This window comes from Exiguobacterium sp. EA-TM-5, assembly GCF_053878415.1.
In genome coordinates this window covers 2,816,735-2,831,797 of the sequence record NZ_CM132670.1, presented here as the reverse complement: position 1 = coordinate 2,831,797, position 15,063 = coordinate 2,816,735, and the positions used below count along the sequence as shown (strand labels likewise).

Genomic DNA, 15,063 nt, shown 5'->3' with positions numbered 1-15,063 from the left:
CATAGACAAGAAGGAGGGGATACAGATGAATATCGCTTTGATCGCGCATGATGAAAAAAAAGACGAGATGATGGGCTTTACTCGAGCTTACGCAGAGTTTTTCAAGAAAAATACATTGTATGCGACAGGAACGACTGGGCAACGAATCATGGAGGCGACAGATTTGCATGTCCATCGCTGTAAATCAGGTCCACTTGGCGGTGATCAGGAAATCGGAGCACTCGTGGCGCAAGGAAAGATTGATATCGTGATTTTTTTACGCGATCCGCTGACGGCGCAACCGCATGAACCGGATGTCTCGGCACTCATTCGATTATGCGATGTGTACGATCTGCCGCTCGCAACGAATGTCGGGACAGCTGAAATTTTAATCAATGGACTCGAACAAGGGCAATTCGATTGGAAGGAAATCATCCGAAAACGTCATGAACTGGAACAAAAAAAGTTTTTAGACGATTAATTTTATGAGAACGCTTCTCATTTTCGTTTAAGCATGCTATAGTCAGGTTGAGGATGATACTGATTATCAATTGCGATGGAAAAGGTGGCGAAGAAAATGGAGATTCTATTAATGACGGGTGTAACGGTATTACTAGGAGGCGGCGTCGGATTTTTGACGCACGTCGTAAAAATCGAACGGCGTCAACAGGTAACACCTGTGACTTCAAAGAACGAGCAAGTAGCGTATCCAGCGCTCCGTCTCGTCAAATAATAGAAAATTTATGACTTCGCCTTTCTTTTCTTTTGAAAAGAAAGGTTTTTTTGAATTATTATCCACTCTCCCATAATTTTGCGGAATTCCTTTGATACACTGAAACAAAGCACATTAGTCGAGGAGTGAGAGCCATGCATACAATCTATTTGGTTGATGATGAAGTGAACTTGAATCGTGTACTCGTGAAGTACTTGGAACAAGAAGGATGGCAAGTTAAATCGTTTACGTCTGGTGAGGCAGCAGCCTCTGCCATCGTAGAGAAGCCAGATTTATGGATTTTAGATATCATGTTACCGGATATGGATGGTTTTCAATTGATTAAACGAATCAAGGCACATGATGAAACGACACCCGTCATTTTCATCTCAGCGCGTGATGAGGATATCGATAAAATCATTGGTCTCGAGATGGGGTCGGACGATTATATCGCGAAGCCGTTCCTTCCGCGTGAACTGGTCATTCGTGTCAAAAAAATCTTGGCACGCACGTATGCGACACCGAAAAGTGGCGTCATTCAATACGGCGATTATATGATTTATCCTGAGAAACGAATCATCGAGGAAAATGGTCAAGAAATCGATCTAACGTCGAAAGAGTATGATCTTTTAATTTTATTTGCGACACAAATCGGGACGCCGATGTCTCGCGAGCAGATTCTAGTCAGTGTCTGGGGTGACGATTATTTCGGTTCGGACCGCGTCGTCGATGATCTTGTCCGTCGTGTCCGTAAAAAATTATCGAAACTAGAACTCGAAACGATTTACGGCATCGGCTATCGCCTGGTGTCTGCATGAAAAATCGCAGTCTCGGATTTCAGATTTGGGCGATGTTTCTGCTCGTCATCGTCACCTTATCTGCAGTCATTCTCCTTGTCATCCGTTCATCGATTGGAAACTTCATCGATGAACAAGTCTATGCGACGCTCGAGAATAGCGAAGTATTCTTCTCAAAGGATGCCTCTGTCATCGAGATGCTACAAGATAATCCGATTGAATTCGATCGTCGAAAACAAGAATCCCGTTCCGTTAATATTCTTCTCCTTTCAAAAAACGGAAAACTTTATTACGGTGGGGCGCCGCAACAACTGATTAATCAGATGTATCGTGACGCGATTGATCAAAAAACGATTACGGCGAAATATACGACACGTCTTGATAAAGAAGATGTCTATTATAGTATTCGTAAAATGGAAGAAAGCGGCGAAACCTACTATCGTGTCTCATACGTATGGGATGCTTATCGACAAGAATTGATTACACAACTCTTTTCAAAAATCGGCTTTGTCGTGATCATTGGTAGTATCTTTACGTTATTCATTGCTTTTTGGTTGGCGCGTCGTCTGACGCATCCGCTCGTCGAAATCGAAAGAGCAGTTGGAAAAATCGCGGCTCAAAAATGGGATACACCACTACCGCTCGATCGTGGGGATGAAATTGGACGACTGGCACGATCCGTCGATGCGATGCGGATGGATCTTGAAAAACAAGATAAAGCACAAAAATCACTACTTCAAAACATCTCGCATGATTTGAAGACGCCAATCATGGTCATTCGAAGTTATGCTCAGTCCATCTCAGATGGTATTTACCCCGACGGTGATTTAACCGGATCCGTATCGGTTATCGATGAGGAAGCGGAACGGTTGGAGAAAAAAGTCGCAGCACTTCTTTACGTCACGAAACTCGATTATTTCGAACTCGACCGTTCGACGTGGGATAATGTTGATATTGACCGGATGATCCATCTGTTGCAAAATCGCTTTTCCGGAACGAAGTCACTAAAATGGCATGTCAGTGGAGAAGCTGGAATTGTTCTTGGGGAAGGGGAACAATTAAGAGTTGCACTCGAAAATGTCATGGACAATGCGATTCGTTATGCCGAAACACAGATTGACATCCGATTGTCTGGAACAGCAGATCACGTTCATATTGAAATTGAAAATGATGGACCACCGCTCGATGCCTCTTCACCACTGTTCCATCAATTTTCACGGGGCAAGGAAGGGAAGTTTGGTCTTGGTCTCTATATCGTCAAACGAATCGTCGAACGTCATGACGGTACGGTAGCAATTGAGAATCGGTCTGCGGGAAATGGAGTCGGAAAAGTTTGTGTGATTTTTAATTTTCCACGTCATTTTATTGAACAGAATGAAGAACAAGATGAAAAAAATAGGAAAGAATACTAAAAACGGGATCTTTTGATCTCGTTTTTTTGAGTAGGAAATAATCGTCATATTCATGCAGAGGCAACGGAAATTTGATATAACCAATTTAATCCAAGAAGGGAGCGAAGAATATGTCATATCCGATCACTGAAGAGACACTTGCCCTCATTCCACGATATGGTCAGTACGGAGAACCACAGACACTTGTCATCAAAGAGCACTCTGAAAGTATTTTAGAGGGACATCCGATTAAATTGATTGAAGAATCGTGCTTATATTTTGGTTCATCAATGCGTGGTAGGATTGAAGCGGCAAGACATGTTCTTGGACCAAATCGAAAAACACCTGTTTTAATTGATTGGCAGGCGCAGACAATCTTTTTTCCGACGACAGCTAAGGAAAAAGAAGAATGTGTGTGGATTAATTTCAAGCAGATGAAGACTGTTCAGAAAAAATCCGGTAAAGTACAGGTCGAATTTCAGACTGGTCAATGCATTGATACGGACGCATCTGCTTACAGCATCGAACGACAACGGATTAAAACACTTGAGTTAGCGTATGAAATGCAACGTCGTTTTCAGATATCTGAGTTTAAGAATCGATGAAAAGTGGAATCACATAACAGGAATCTTACTTACGTAAGGAGAAACAGTAGAGAGAGAAATCATAGGGAGGTGAAGCGGTAACTTTTACCGCGACACAATGAATGAATCATATGAATGGTTAAATCGCCGGAAATTACAGCCTGGATTTGGTGCGACAGGTGGCAGACGCTTTATCAGTTCCCGCATCGTGCGTCCAGAAAATACACCGGGTAAACGAATCAAGGGAATTAAACGAGCACGACAATTGGTCGTTGATGATGGTGGAAATCGTCGCTGGGTCACGAAACGAATCGTCGTGACAGATGCTGCGAAACACGTCACGATGAATCGTCGGACATCAATCGCTTTAAAAGAGACGAACACATCGCGTCTCGAACAGGTCAAACAAAAACTTACATCGAATAAAAAAGTCTTATTCCCAATCTTGGCAGCAACAGGAATCGCTGTTGCTGGTGGTGTTTTGGCTTACGTCCTCCGTCGTAAGAAAAAGCAATCCGAGCAATAAAAAAAGAAGCCGTTCTCCCTTAGGAGTGCGGCTTCTTTTATGCATTAAAGGAATCGCTTCCGTAAAGAAGTCGAGAGTGCTTTTTCTGCGATTTCTTCTAGTTCCGTCAAGTTTGTCGGATCAAAGCTATCATTGTAGAAACGACCTACGAAGTCTACACGATCGTAATCAAGTTCCTTGAAAATCAGATGTTTATGGTCGTCATAAAAAACGACACGATAGTAATCAGATCCGCGTTCAAGTGTTACGAGACCTTTAATATGGTCTAACTTTTTTTGTTCCTCGGTTTGCTCTTCTTCGAGTGTATCGTCCTGGTTCGTCGATGCTTCTGCTTGCTCGATCGCATTCTTTACGAGTTCCGGTCGTTGTTCTTGTTCTTCCGTCATGTTTTATCGCCTCCATTTATTATTTTACATGGAATTGGACAGATGAGAAAGGAAAATCCCTCAATCCATCTGGTGTGCTTCACAAACGCGCAACACATTCATCGCACCAATCCGTAGTCGCTCCATGAGTTGTCCCCGTGCCTCTATATTTGGAATCGCATCGACGGAAGCGACTTCCATCAATTCTAACCATCGAATGGCGTGCTCTTCATGAATCGGTAAGAGACGGTGAATCATTGCTAAACTCGTTGGTTCTTGATCCGGATCACGAGGACCGCCCGTCAACTGGGTCAAGAAAGAGAGCTGTGCTTGTTCGACACGATGTCGATCGTCAGGGAACAACGGACGCAACAACGAATCATGGTAGACTTGATGATAGAACGAACGAATCAAGGATGCGAGAACGTGCTCGCCGCCGATCATTGCATAGAGTGACATGGACCATCACCAACTTTACATAAGATTTGTCCTGATTATAGCAAATGCGGATGGAAAAGACATTCGTCAGAAACAGTACATTTGTTCTTGTTTATGCGATACTAGATGTAGATAAAACGAAGAGGAGGTTTTCTTGATGAACCATATGCACATTGGACGTGCCGGTAGCGGGAAAACGACACAGTTGATCGAACGCGTCGTACAAGAACTCGAGCAACGACCACTCGGTGAGAAGATGTATTTTATCGTTCCAGATCAGATGTCATTTGAAATGGAGCGTCGGATTGCGACGGACGAACGGATTGCTGGTCTTGTTCGCCTTGAGGTCATGAGTTTACGTCGGTTTGCGTTTCATATTTTACGCGATTACGGGAATCAAGCCATTCCATTTCTTGATGAGACGGGGACGCAGTTATTACTCCGGCAAGTCGTCGAGGAATCAGAAGACGAACTGAAAATCTTTAAACGAACGAAAAATATGCCGGGATTCTTCCAAGGACTCGATGAACTGATTGCATCATTTAAACGTTCGTTGATTGAGCCAGACATGTTACGCCAAGTGAGTGATCGCTCCCTCGAACGATCGCCAAAATTAAACGATCTCGCTTTGATTTATGAACGCTTTACGGAGCGTATTGTGAATAAAGCACTTCATGCAGACGACTACTACACGACGTTACTCATGCTACTTCCTAAAGCACGACTGAATCAAGCGACGATCATCGTTGATGGATTTTACGAGTTTTCGCTCCAGGAACAGCAAGTATTGCTTGCCTTAATGCAACAAGTATGTGAGATGCACATCAGTTTTACGATGGACGCAACGGATCCATATGCGAAGCAAACCTCGTTTGGCGTTTCGCAGCGGTGCTATATGCAGTTGATTGGTCAAATGCAAGAACAATCAATTCCATACGAAGAAGTATTGTATGAACAGCCGGTTAAGTTCCGCTCTGAAGGGCTAAGACATTTGGAGCAGGCACTGTTAAAGCCAGGATATCCATCTGTCGATCACGACGTCGACGGCTTTCAGATGACAGCTGCGGTCAACCGTCAAGTTGAAGCAGAGGCGGCTGTTCGGAAGGCCATTCAACTCGTGCGGCAAAAAGGATATCGCTTCCATCAAATGGCATTCGTCGTGCGACACTTAGAGCCGTATGCGGATCACTTGGAACGAGCCTTCCAAATGTATGATATCCCGTATTTCTTGGATCAACGTGAGTCGATGGTACATCATCCGCTCGTTGACCTCATTCAATCCGCTTTAGACATTGTGACATCGGGATATCGGGAGGAAACGGTATTTCGTTTGCTCAAAACGGAGCTACTACCAATTCCAGCAGTAGATGCGCGTCTAGCGCTCGATCGTTTCGAGACATTCGTACTCGAACGAGGAATCAAAGGATCGATGTGGCAACAACCGTGGCAATTAAAGCGGCGCTTAGCAGAAGAAGTTCGCTTGACGGAAGAAGAACTCGTACAAGAAGAGGAATTGAATCGACTCCGGACTTTCGTAGTCGAATTGATTGAACCGTTGCACCGTCGATTAAAGCAGGCGAAGACGATGAGTGCCTATACGAAAGGTCTCTATCAATTCCTTGAAGAACAAAAAATTGCAGCACGTTTGATGGAGTGGCGTAAACAAGCACTAGAGCAAGACCAGCTTCTTGCTGCCCGAGAGCATGATCAAGTGTATGAAGCGATGCTGCACCTATTTGAACAGTTGGAAGCTGCTGCACCCGAGCATACGTTATCGACAGACCTATTCGTTCAAATGGTCGAGACAGGACTCGAGAGCCTTCGTTTTGCGCTTGTTCCTCCATCGCTCGATCAAGTCATCGCGACGGACTATGTCCGTGGACGGCTCCAACGGGTGAAAGTCGTCTTTTTACTTGGCGCAAATGATGGACTGGTTCCGTTTGTTCAAGATCAATCGAAGTTACTGTCTGAAAGTGATCATGACTTTTTACACGAACATGGGATTCCGGTCGGAAAGGCGTCCCTCGACGTGTTTGATGATGAGCTGTTTTATCTCTATCAAGGAATGATGGCTCCAAGCGAAGCATTGTATGTTAGTTATGCACTTGTCGATGAAGAAGGAAAGGCGCTTCAGCCAGCAGCCATCACGAAACAATTAAAGCGACAACTGTTGCTGGACCGTCCGATTAAGACACACTTTGCGGAGGCTGGTGAACACGTCCCGCAAGAACAACTCGATTTCGTGACGAGTCCGGGTCGTGCAGCAGCAGCGACAGCAATCGAACTCCGTCGTCTTCAACGACGTTATCCGATTCAGCCGATTTGGTTCGAAGTATACAATACGCTTCTTGAGAACGGTCAGGGACGCGAACGAATGGGACTATTCTCGAGCGCATTGTTCTATCAAAATCAAGCAGAAGCCTTGCCAGAAGGGTTAGCGCATCGTTTATACGGTGATTCGTTACAAGCGAGCGTTTCGCGTTTTGAAACGTATAACGCCTGCTCGTATAAGCATTTTGCTCGGTATGGTCTTCGTTTACGCGAGCGGAAGCTGTATAAATTCGAAGCGCCGGACATCGGGAATTTGTTCCACGGTGCACTAAATGATCTTTCACTCAGTATCAAGTCTTCGGGACGACATTGGAAAGACATTGATGGAGAAACATGTGGAACACTCGCGAAGGAAGCTGTCGAAAAGGTGACACCGGAAATTCAGAACGCGATCTTGATGAGTTCGAGTCGGTTCGGATATATTAAGAAAAAATTGACGGATGTCGTGGAGCAAACAGCAAAAATGCTCGTCGAACAAGCAAAACGAACAGATTTTGAACCTGACTTATTTGAAATCAGTTTTGGGAATGCGACCTTCCCACCATTACGCTTTACGTTACCGGACGGAACCGAAATTGAATTCACGGGTCGAATCGACCGGATTGATCAGGCGACGATCGGTGATCAGTTATACGTTCGAATCATTGATTATAAGTCCAGTGCACGAGGACTAGATTTCGCGGAAATCTATTACGGGCTCGCCATTCAAATGTTGCTTTATTTGAAGACGGTCGTAGAACAGTCGGAGTTACTGTATCAACAGCAGGCAAAACCAGCTGGTGCACTCTACTTCCACGTCAAAAATCCGATGTTGCGGGGCGATCTATCTGCTGACGAAGAAGAGCGCAATCGATTGTTACTCGAGTCCTATCAGATGCAAGGCGTCATCCTAGAAAATGACGAGGTACTACGAGCGATGGATCATATTGCGTACGACGAACGAAAAAAATCACCGCTTGTCAAAGTGACGTTTACGAAAAATGGACTTCATAAGACACAAACGAAAGGTGTCGTACAAGAGGAAGACTTATCGGCATTGATGAATCATGCGTGGGAGGCATTAAAAGAGAGTAGTCAAGATATTTATGACGGAGATATCGCCATCAATCCATTTGATTATCAGGAGCGGACACCATGTAGTTTTTGTGAGTATCGCTCAGTTTGTCAGTTCGATGAATCACTCGGTAATCACTATCGCCCACTAAAACCGATGTCTGAAAAAGAAGTACTGGAACGGCTGAAGGAGGAAGAAGAATGAGTGTACGTTGGACGGAAGAACAACAACAAGCCATTTCAGCAAGAGGTGGACATATCCTAGTCTCAGCGGCAGCAGGGTCAGGGAAGACAGCCGTCCTGGTCGAGCGACTGACACAACGATTGATTGATCCTGAAGATGAGTTATCTGCAGACCGGATTCTTGTCGCTACCTTTACGAATGCGGCAGCACGTGAAATGAAGACTCGGGTCATCGAGGTCATGGATCAGCGTATTAAAGAGGCACCGGACGATCTATATTTAAAAAAACAACGTCAATTGATGAACCGAGCCCAAATCACGACGATCCACTCATTCTGCTTATCGATTCTACGCGAAAACTATTACCGGATCGGTCTGGATCCGGCGTTTCGAATCGCTGATGAATCTGAACTACTATTATTACAAGACGATGTTTTAGAAGCAGTCTTTGAGTCCTTTTATGCCTCTGAGGATTCAGGATTCTATGATTTGATCGATAGTTATACGTCAGATCGAGATGATCAAGCAATGTTGTCACTGATTTCGAATCTTTATCGCTTTTCTCGTTCCTTACCGGATCCAGAAGCTTTTTATGCACACTTAATCAGTCAGTACGATCAGCCGATTGACCCGGATGATTCTCCACTCATGCAGCGACTGGTCGAACTAGAATGGGAGAGTCTCTCGAATTTATTAGGGCGTTACCGAGAACTGGCGTTTGAGCTGGAGCAATCTGGATACGTGGAAATGGGAAACATGATGCGACAGGATATTGCGCCTTTTACCTCACTTGAGACGTCGGTACGACAATGGTCGATGGTTGCACTTGCTTTTCAAGCATTAGAATTTGGTCGCTGGAAGAGTCCACGCGGAGATGAAGGCATCAAACCGTTTCAAACAGAGCGAACGCGACTTGTTGCAGAGTTTAAGAAAATGAAAGAACTATTCGTTCAAAAAACTGGCGTCGATTATTTAGAGGACTTACGGTCTCAGCTCCGACATGTGGAAACGATCGTCACACTCGTACGTCAATTCGCAAGCGATTATCTCGAAGCGAAACAACAACGTGGGATCGTCGATTTTTCGGATTTGGAACATTTTGCACTAGAGATTTTGACGGAAGAAGATCAACCGTCAGATGTAGCAAAACTTCTCAAAGAACGCTTCGTTGAGGTTCTCGTCGATGAATATCAAGATACGAACGAAGTCCAGGAACGAATCATTCAATTGGTCTCGAAAACAGATGAGGCGACAGGAAACTTATTCATGGTCGGTGATGTCAAACAATCGATTTATAAATTTCGTCATGCTGAACCGGGATTATTCCTTGAGAAATTCAAACGATTCCAGCAGACCGATGTCGGAACACGCATCGATTTAACAAAAAACTTCCGAAGTCGTCTTGAGGTGCTGGATGGAACGAATCAAATCTTCCGCCAAGTCATGGATGAGACGGTTGGCGAAATTGATTACGATGAAGCGGCGCACCTTCGACTCGGGAATCTGAGTTATCTAGAATCGGAGCAAGTAGCGCCAGAGTTGCTATTGATCGATCCACTTGATAGTGAAAAGGAAGAGGTGGAAGCACGAGCGATTGCGACACGAATTCTCGAACTTGTTGATTCGAAGCATCCGCATCTCATCTATGATGCAAAAGCAAATCGATTCCGAACCTGTGAATATCGTGACATCGTCGTGTTAGCACGCTCACGCGGCAAGCGCGTTCAGGCACTCGTTGAAGTACTCGAACAGTATGAGATTCCTGTTTATGCAGATACAACCGGTGGCTATTTCCAAGCGACGGAAATTCAAATCATGATGGCATTGCTCAAGACGATCGATAATCCACTCCAAGACATTCCATTTGCGAGTCTACTCCGATCTCCGATTTTCGGAGTGGCGGATCGTGATTTGGGACGGATTCGTGCCAAACAAAAAGAGGGAAGCTTTTATGAGGCAGCGCTAGCAATGGCGACAGAGGAGTCTTCTCTCGGTCTCCGAATCGATGAAATCATCCGTCAGATTCAAGCATGGCGAACAGAAGCACGTGGAAGTGCACTGCCTGCTTTCATTCGTTCGCTCTTTGATCAAACTGGGTATTTTGAATATGTTGGTTGCCTCGCCGGAGGGAGAAGTCGACAGGCGAATTTGAATGCCCTGTACGAGAGAGCAAAGCAGTATGAGACGTCCGGTTATCGTGGACTATATCGTTTCCTTCGTCTGATCAATCGATTGATTGAACGAGGAGAAGATTTTGCTGAAGCTCGCTCACTTGGAGAAGACGAGGACGTTGTTCGAATCATGACGATCCACCAATCAAAAGGGCTTGAGTTTCCAGTAACAATCGTCAGTCAATTGACGAAACAATTTAACAAACAGGATCAACTGCAGGCGATTCAGTTGCATAAGACATATGGTATTGCCTTAGACGCTATCGATCCGATTCGTCGTTTGCGATCTGGGACACTTTTGAAGGAAGTCATTCGCCGCGAAATGGATCGAGAGATGAAAGCAGAAGAGATGCGGGTTCTGTATGTTGCGATGACGCGAGCGAAGGAAAAATTAATTCTTGTCGGAACCGTCAAGGATCTAGAAGATCAAATGGTAAATTGGCAGATGACGCCACCGGATGAAGTTTTACTACCTGAAAATGACCGAAGGCAAGCTAAAAGTTACGCGGAATGGGTTGTTCCGGCAGTGTTACGCAGCAGCTTATTGCGCCCAGATGAGACGGATTGGTCCATTCGTGTGATGTCCCTAGAAGAATTGGCACCGTATCAAGAAATTTCAACACTTGTAGAGCAGCTTGAACATGTCCAGAAGCTTGAAAAAATTGATGTGCCAGTTAATTCTCAAGTGAAAGAACTTGTCGAATCGGCGTTTGCGTATCAGTATCCACACCTACTTGCGACGGAAACGGCAGCGAAGCAGACCGTTACGGAACTCAAACGTGCGGAACAGCTTGAGCGTGCGGCATTTGAAACGACATATCGTCAGACGACGTATTACCGAACACCACAATTCCTCGGACCTATTTTAAGTGGGGCGGAACGAGGAACGGTCTTACACTTAGCGATGCAATTGTATGAACCGGATGAAGCGATTGCGCTACAAATTGATCAATGGGAAGCGACTGAGCGGATCACGCCAATCGAAGCGACGACGATGCGGGAGGCAACAGTGCAATTACAAGGATTCCTTGATTCAGAAATCGGTCAGCTGTTCTGTGAACGATTGCGGACGAACCAAGTCTATCGAGAGTTGCCATTTACCTATAAAATCGAAGCGTCACGTTTCCGGAAAGATTGGGCAGGGCCGTCAGATGATGCTGTCATGCAAGGAATCGTCGATTGTTTGATTCAGGATGGAGAATCGTATATTCTACTAGACTATAAATCGGATCAAATCGTTACGACTGAAATCGGACAGACACCTGCTGACATGTTACGGGAAAGGTATGCGACTCAGTTGAACCTGTATCAAGAAGCATTAGAAGCGATTCTGCATATTCAAATTTCACGCAAAGTCATTTATGCGTTTGCTTTAAACGAAACGATTGATTTAGTTTGATTTAGTGTTGCTACTATCGAAACCTCCTTCGTCCTCCTACTTAAGGTAGAGACGAAGGAGGTTTTAGTATAGGTCGAAAGAGGGATGAGGAATAAAGGGATAAAATCAGATTCTTAAGTGATTTCCATTTCTTATTGTGAAGGAACTGTGTAAAATAAAGAAGATATGTCACTTTGATGATGGATAATTTTGGGAGGTTTTAATAGATGGCACGTATTTTATTAGCGGAAGACGAAGATGTCTTACGAATGTTGGTACTCGATACACTAGAAGATGAAGGATATACAATCGATGAAGCGACTGACGGAGACGAGGCGTATCAAAAAATTATGAACGCAGAATACGATCTCGTTCTACTCGATTATATGATGCCTGGAATGACGGGAATTGAAGTCATCGAGAAAGTACGACAACATCCGGATAAGCAACATCTGAAAATCATGATGCTGACTGCTAAGAGCCAACAATCAGATCGAGAACGAGCAGAAGAAATCGGTGCGAACTATTTCTTCTCAAAGCCATTTAGTCCTTTAGAACTGATTGATGTCGTGGGAGGAATACTGAGTGATCACCAAGTGGATTAATCGAAAAATCGGACGCCAACTCATGGCATCCTTTTATGTCGTATTAGCTACATTGATGATTTCATCATTGATCGTCTACAACTATACTGACACGAAATTGCAGGCGACACGGGCGAAACTAGAAGACATTCGTGATCGGAGCGCGCGTGCGGGTGCATTATGGGAAGAATGGCAGGATGTCCAGTTCAACATGCGTGGATATGCCTTGATGGGAAATGGAGAATTATACAATCAAGTCATGACTCAACAAGATAAGATTGATCAACAGACAGCGTGGTTCGAAGAAAATGCCATTTATGCTCAAGGAAAGGCATTCGCCCAGTCCTCGAGAGAATTGTATCAGTATTACTTCGATGCCATCTTGCCGCTGATCCAATCCTACGTTCAAGCGAAAGAGTCAGGAGACGTCACGGAATCATTTTTAAAAGGAACAACGCTTGCTGAGTTACCGCTCGGTCGGCAATTGTTAGCTGAAGGTCAAATTCAATTAGATGCTCAAGGAAACATTGACGTACTGTCAGAAATCAATAAAAGTGAGTTAGCGCTCGGTGGCTATCGTGAGTTCTTGGAAGATTGGGCCCAGCGGACAAGTGATCAGTTAGAACAGGAAATCCGTACGACGCAACTGATTTGGTTAGCGAATATCGTCGTTTTGATTGCTGTTTTGATTTTCTTTATCTATCCATTCATTCGCCGGATTACGATGGAATTGCTATCTCTCGTCAAAAATAGTCAGCGGCTTGCAAACGGTGAGGACGTTTCGAGTGTAAAAGTGCCAAATCGTAAAGATGAAATTGGTATTCTCGCGTTATCCTTCAATCAGATGGCAAGTTCGATTTCTGAGAACAAACAGCATTTGTTAGCGAAAAATGAAGAATTACAGGCGCAACAGGAAGAATTACAGGCGCAACAAGAAGAACTTCAAGCACAGCAAGAGGAGCTCGAAGAAGCACTCGAGTTGACGATGCGTAATGAGCAACATCTTCAATATCGTAATGATTTGACGGAGACATTAGCGGCACGTGAGTCGTTGACTGCCTATCCGGAAATCATCGAGAAGCTCGTCACGATCACGGATTCTGAGATTGGTGCATTAGTATTTGTTGATGAAGAAGATAGTTATTCTGTCGTTACGTATGGAATGACGGATGAATTGGCAGAACAATTACTTCAAAACGATGCGTCACTCTTAAAACGAGCCGAATCGCTGAAAGCGCCTGTCCATTCTTCTAAACAAGTCGCAAGTAATCATCCCTTACCTTACCCGTACTATATGTACGAAACGGCGGTACCGATTCTTGAACCGACGTCAGGTGATATCATCGCCTACATCTATTTAGTTCGTTATCGTGATCAGTTCACGAACGAACAGATGCGTGATGTCATGTCTTTCTCCCGGCAATTATCGCTATCCCTTTTACGGATGCGGTTATTTGACGAAATGACGAAAGAGAAAACAAAGACGGAGCGGATTCTCGATTCGATTCGAGAGGCTGTCATCTATCTTGAACCGGGTAAAGAAGAGGTCTTCGTCAATCGACCTTTATATGATTTATTCCCGGAATTACGCTATGGTGTTGAGACTGAACAGGAGACATTGCAATCGTGCTTAGAAGTCATTCGATCCGTTGTCGACGAACCGGAAGTCTTCAGTCGATACGTCGATTCAGTTCTTCGTGGAAAATTACCGACGGATAGTTTACAGTTCTCGATTCGAAACGAAACAGTATTCATTCAATTTTATGTCGAGGTGATCCAAATCCATCACGTGCATAAAGGAACGATGCTCGTCATGCGAGATGTGACGAAAGAGACTGAGATGGATCGATTGAAATCAGAACTCGTTTCAACTGTATCGCACGAACTTCGGACGCCACTCTCTTCGATTTATGGTTTTACAGAGCTCATGCTCAACCGCGATATCGAAGAATCGCGTCAAGATCGATATTTACGAACGATTCATTCGGAAACGGAACGTCTTGCGAATCTCGTCAACGATTTCTTAGACGTCCAGCGTATGGAGTCAGGGACACAATCGTATAAAAAAGCAGCGGTGAACGTCTATACGATTGCTGAAGAAACGACACAGTTTTATGCCGCTTCGACAAAAGCACATCAGATTACATTCCGTCATGAAGGAAGTCAGTTGCCTGTCATTGAAGCAGATGAAGAAAAAATCAGACAGTTGCTCAATAATTTATTGAATAATGCGGTGAAGTATTCACCGTCTGGTGGTGCGATCGATGTTGTACTGACGACATCACTTGATCAAGTCATTCTTCAAGTTCAAGATGAGGGAATCGGAATTCCAGAACAGTCGCTCAGTCGTCTATTTGAAAAGTTCTACCGCGTCGACAACTCAGATAGTCGAAAAATTGGTGGTACTGGTCTAGGTCTAGCGATTTGTAAGGAAATCGTTACCGGTCATGGTGGAGAAATTCATGTGGAGTCGGTTGTGAAGGAAGGCAGTCTTTTCACTGTCAAATTCCCACTCGTCCAGTCGACACATGTGACAATCTCCTGAAAAAACCATATATCAACAAAATAACA

Annotated in this window: 12 protein-coding genes; 10 read left to right on the top strand and 2 right to left on the bottom strand. The window is 44.4% G+C overall.

Annotated features, from left to right (window positions below; translation table 11 throughout):
* Window positions 1-25: 25 nt before the first annotated feature.
* The 6 genes from mgsA (at window position 26) to ACV3PA_RS14835 (ending at window position 3,989) form a co-directional block, all read left to right on the top strand.
* Entirely contained in the window at window positions 26-460 is a 435-nt protein-coding gene (gene mgsA, locus ACV3PA_RS14860; protein WP_053452667.1) for a methylglyoxal synthase, read from the top strand.
* A gap of 96 nt (window positions 461-556) precedes the next feature.
* Window positions 557-712: a hypothetical protein gene (locus tag ACV3PA_RS14855; RefSeq protein WP_200904888.1), complete on the top strand. Its 156-nt coding sequence runs from the start codon at window positions 557-559 to the stop codon at window positions 710-712.
* A gap of 134 nt (window positions 713-846) precedes the next feature.
* A complete protein-coding gene (locus tag ACV3PA_RS14850) occupies window positions 847-1,509 on the top strand; it encodes a response regulator transcription factor (RefSeq protein ID WP_023467381.1) in 663 nt (220 codons plus the stop codon).
* Complete coding sequence (locus ACV3PA_RS14845) at window positions 1,506-2,900, top strand: sensor histidine kinase (RefSeq protein WP_053452668.1); 1,395 nt, start codon at window positions 1,506-1,508, stop codon at window positions 2,898-2,900. The genes ACV3PA_RS14850 and ACV3PA_RS14845 overlap by 4 nt, the downstream gene beginning before the upstream one ends.
* Before the next feature lie 110 nt (window positions 2,901-3,010).
* Window positions 3,011-3,484, top strand: coding sequence for a competence protein ComK (locus ACV3PA_RS14840; protein WP_053452669.1), 474 nt, complete (start codon window positions 3,011-3,013; stop codon window positions 3,482-3,484).
* Window positions 3,485-3,581: 97 nt separating this feature from the next.
* Window positions 3,582-3,989 carry a hypothetical protein gene (locus tag ACV3PA_RS14835; RefSeq protein ID WP_053452670.1) on the top strand — a complete coding sequence of 136 codons (408 nt, stop codon included), beginning with the start codon at window positions 3,582-3,584 and terminating at the stop codon, window positions 3,987-3,989.
* Window positions 3,990-4,033: 44 nt separating this feature from the next.
* Here ACV3PA_RS14835 and ACV3PA_RS14830 read toward each other — a convergent pair whose 3' ends face one another.
* Complete coding sequence (locus ACV3PA_RS14830) at window positions 4,034-4,375, bottom strand: hypothetical protein (protein ID WP_053452671.1); 342 nt, start codon at window positions 4,373-4,375, stop codon at window positions 4,034-4,036.
* Window positions 4,376-4,435: 60 nt separating this feature from the next.
* Window positions 4,436-4,813 carry a truncated hemoglobin gene (locus ACV3PA_RS14825; protein WP_053452672.1) on the bottom strand — a complete coding sequence of 126 codons (378 nt, stop codon included), beginning with the start codon at window positions 4,811-4,813 and terminating at the stop codon, window positions 4,436-4,438.
* A 136-nt stretch (window positions 4,814-4,949) separates the two neighbouring features.
* On the opposite strand from ACV3PA_RS14825, the gene addB reads away from it, so the two are divergent.
* From addB to ACV3PA_RS14805, 4 genes are all read left to right on the top strand, one after another.
* Window positions 4,950-8,381, top strand: a complete 3,432-nt coding sequence (gene addB / locus ACV3PA_RS14820; RefSeq protein ID WP_456125142.1) for a helicase-exonuclease AddAB subunit AddB — start codon at window positions 4,950-4,952, stop codon at window positions 8,379-8,381.
* Window positions 8,378-11,929 (top strand): helicase-exonuclease AddAB subunit AddA, encoded by a 3,552-nt coding sequence (gene addA / locus ACV3PA_RS14815; RefSeq protein ID WP_053452674.1) that lies wholly within the window; start codon window positions 8,378-8,380, stop codon window positions 11,927-11,929. The genes addB and addA overlap by 4 nt, the downstream gene beginning before the upstream one ends.
* 206 nt (window positions 11,930-12,135) lie before the next feature.
* Window positions 12,136-12,513 (top strand): response regulator, encoded by a 378-nt coding sequence (locus tag ACV3PA_RS14810; RefSeq protein WP_023467390.1) that lies wholly within the window; start codon window positions 12,136-12,138, stop codon window positions 12,511-12,513.
* Window positions 12,494-15,037: a sensor histidine kinase gene (locus tag ACV3PA_RS14805; RefSeq protein WP_082318508.1), complete on the top strand. Its 2,544-nt coding sequence runs from the start codon at window positions 12,494-12,496 to the stop codon at window positions 15,035-15,037. The genes ACV3PA_RS14810 and ACV3PA_RS14805 overlap by 20 nt, the downstream gene beginning before the upstream one ends.
* Window positions 15,038-15,063 lie beyond the last annotated feature (26 nt).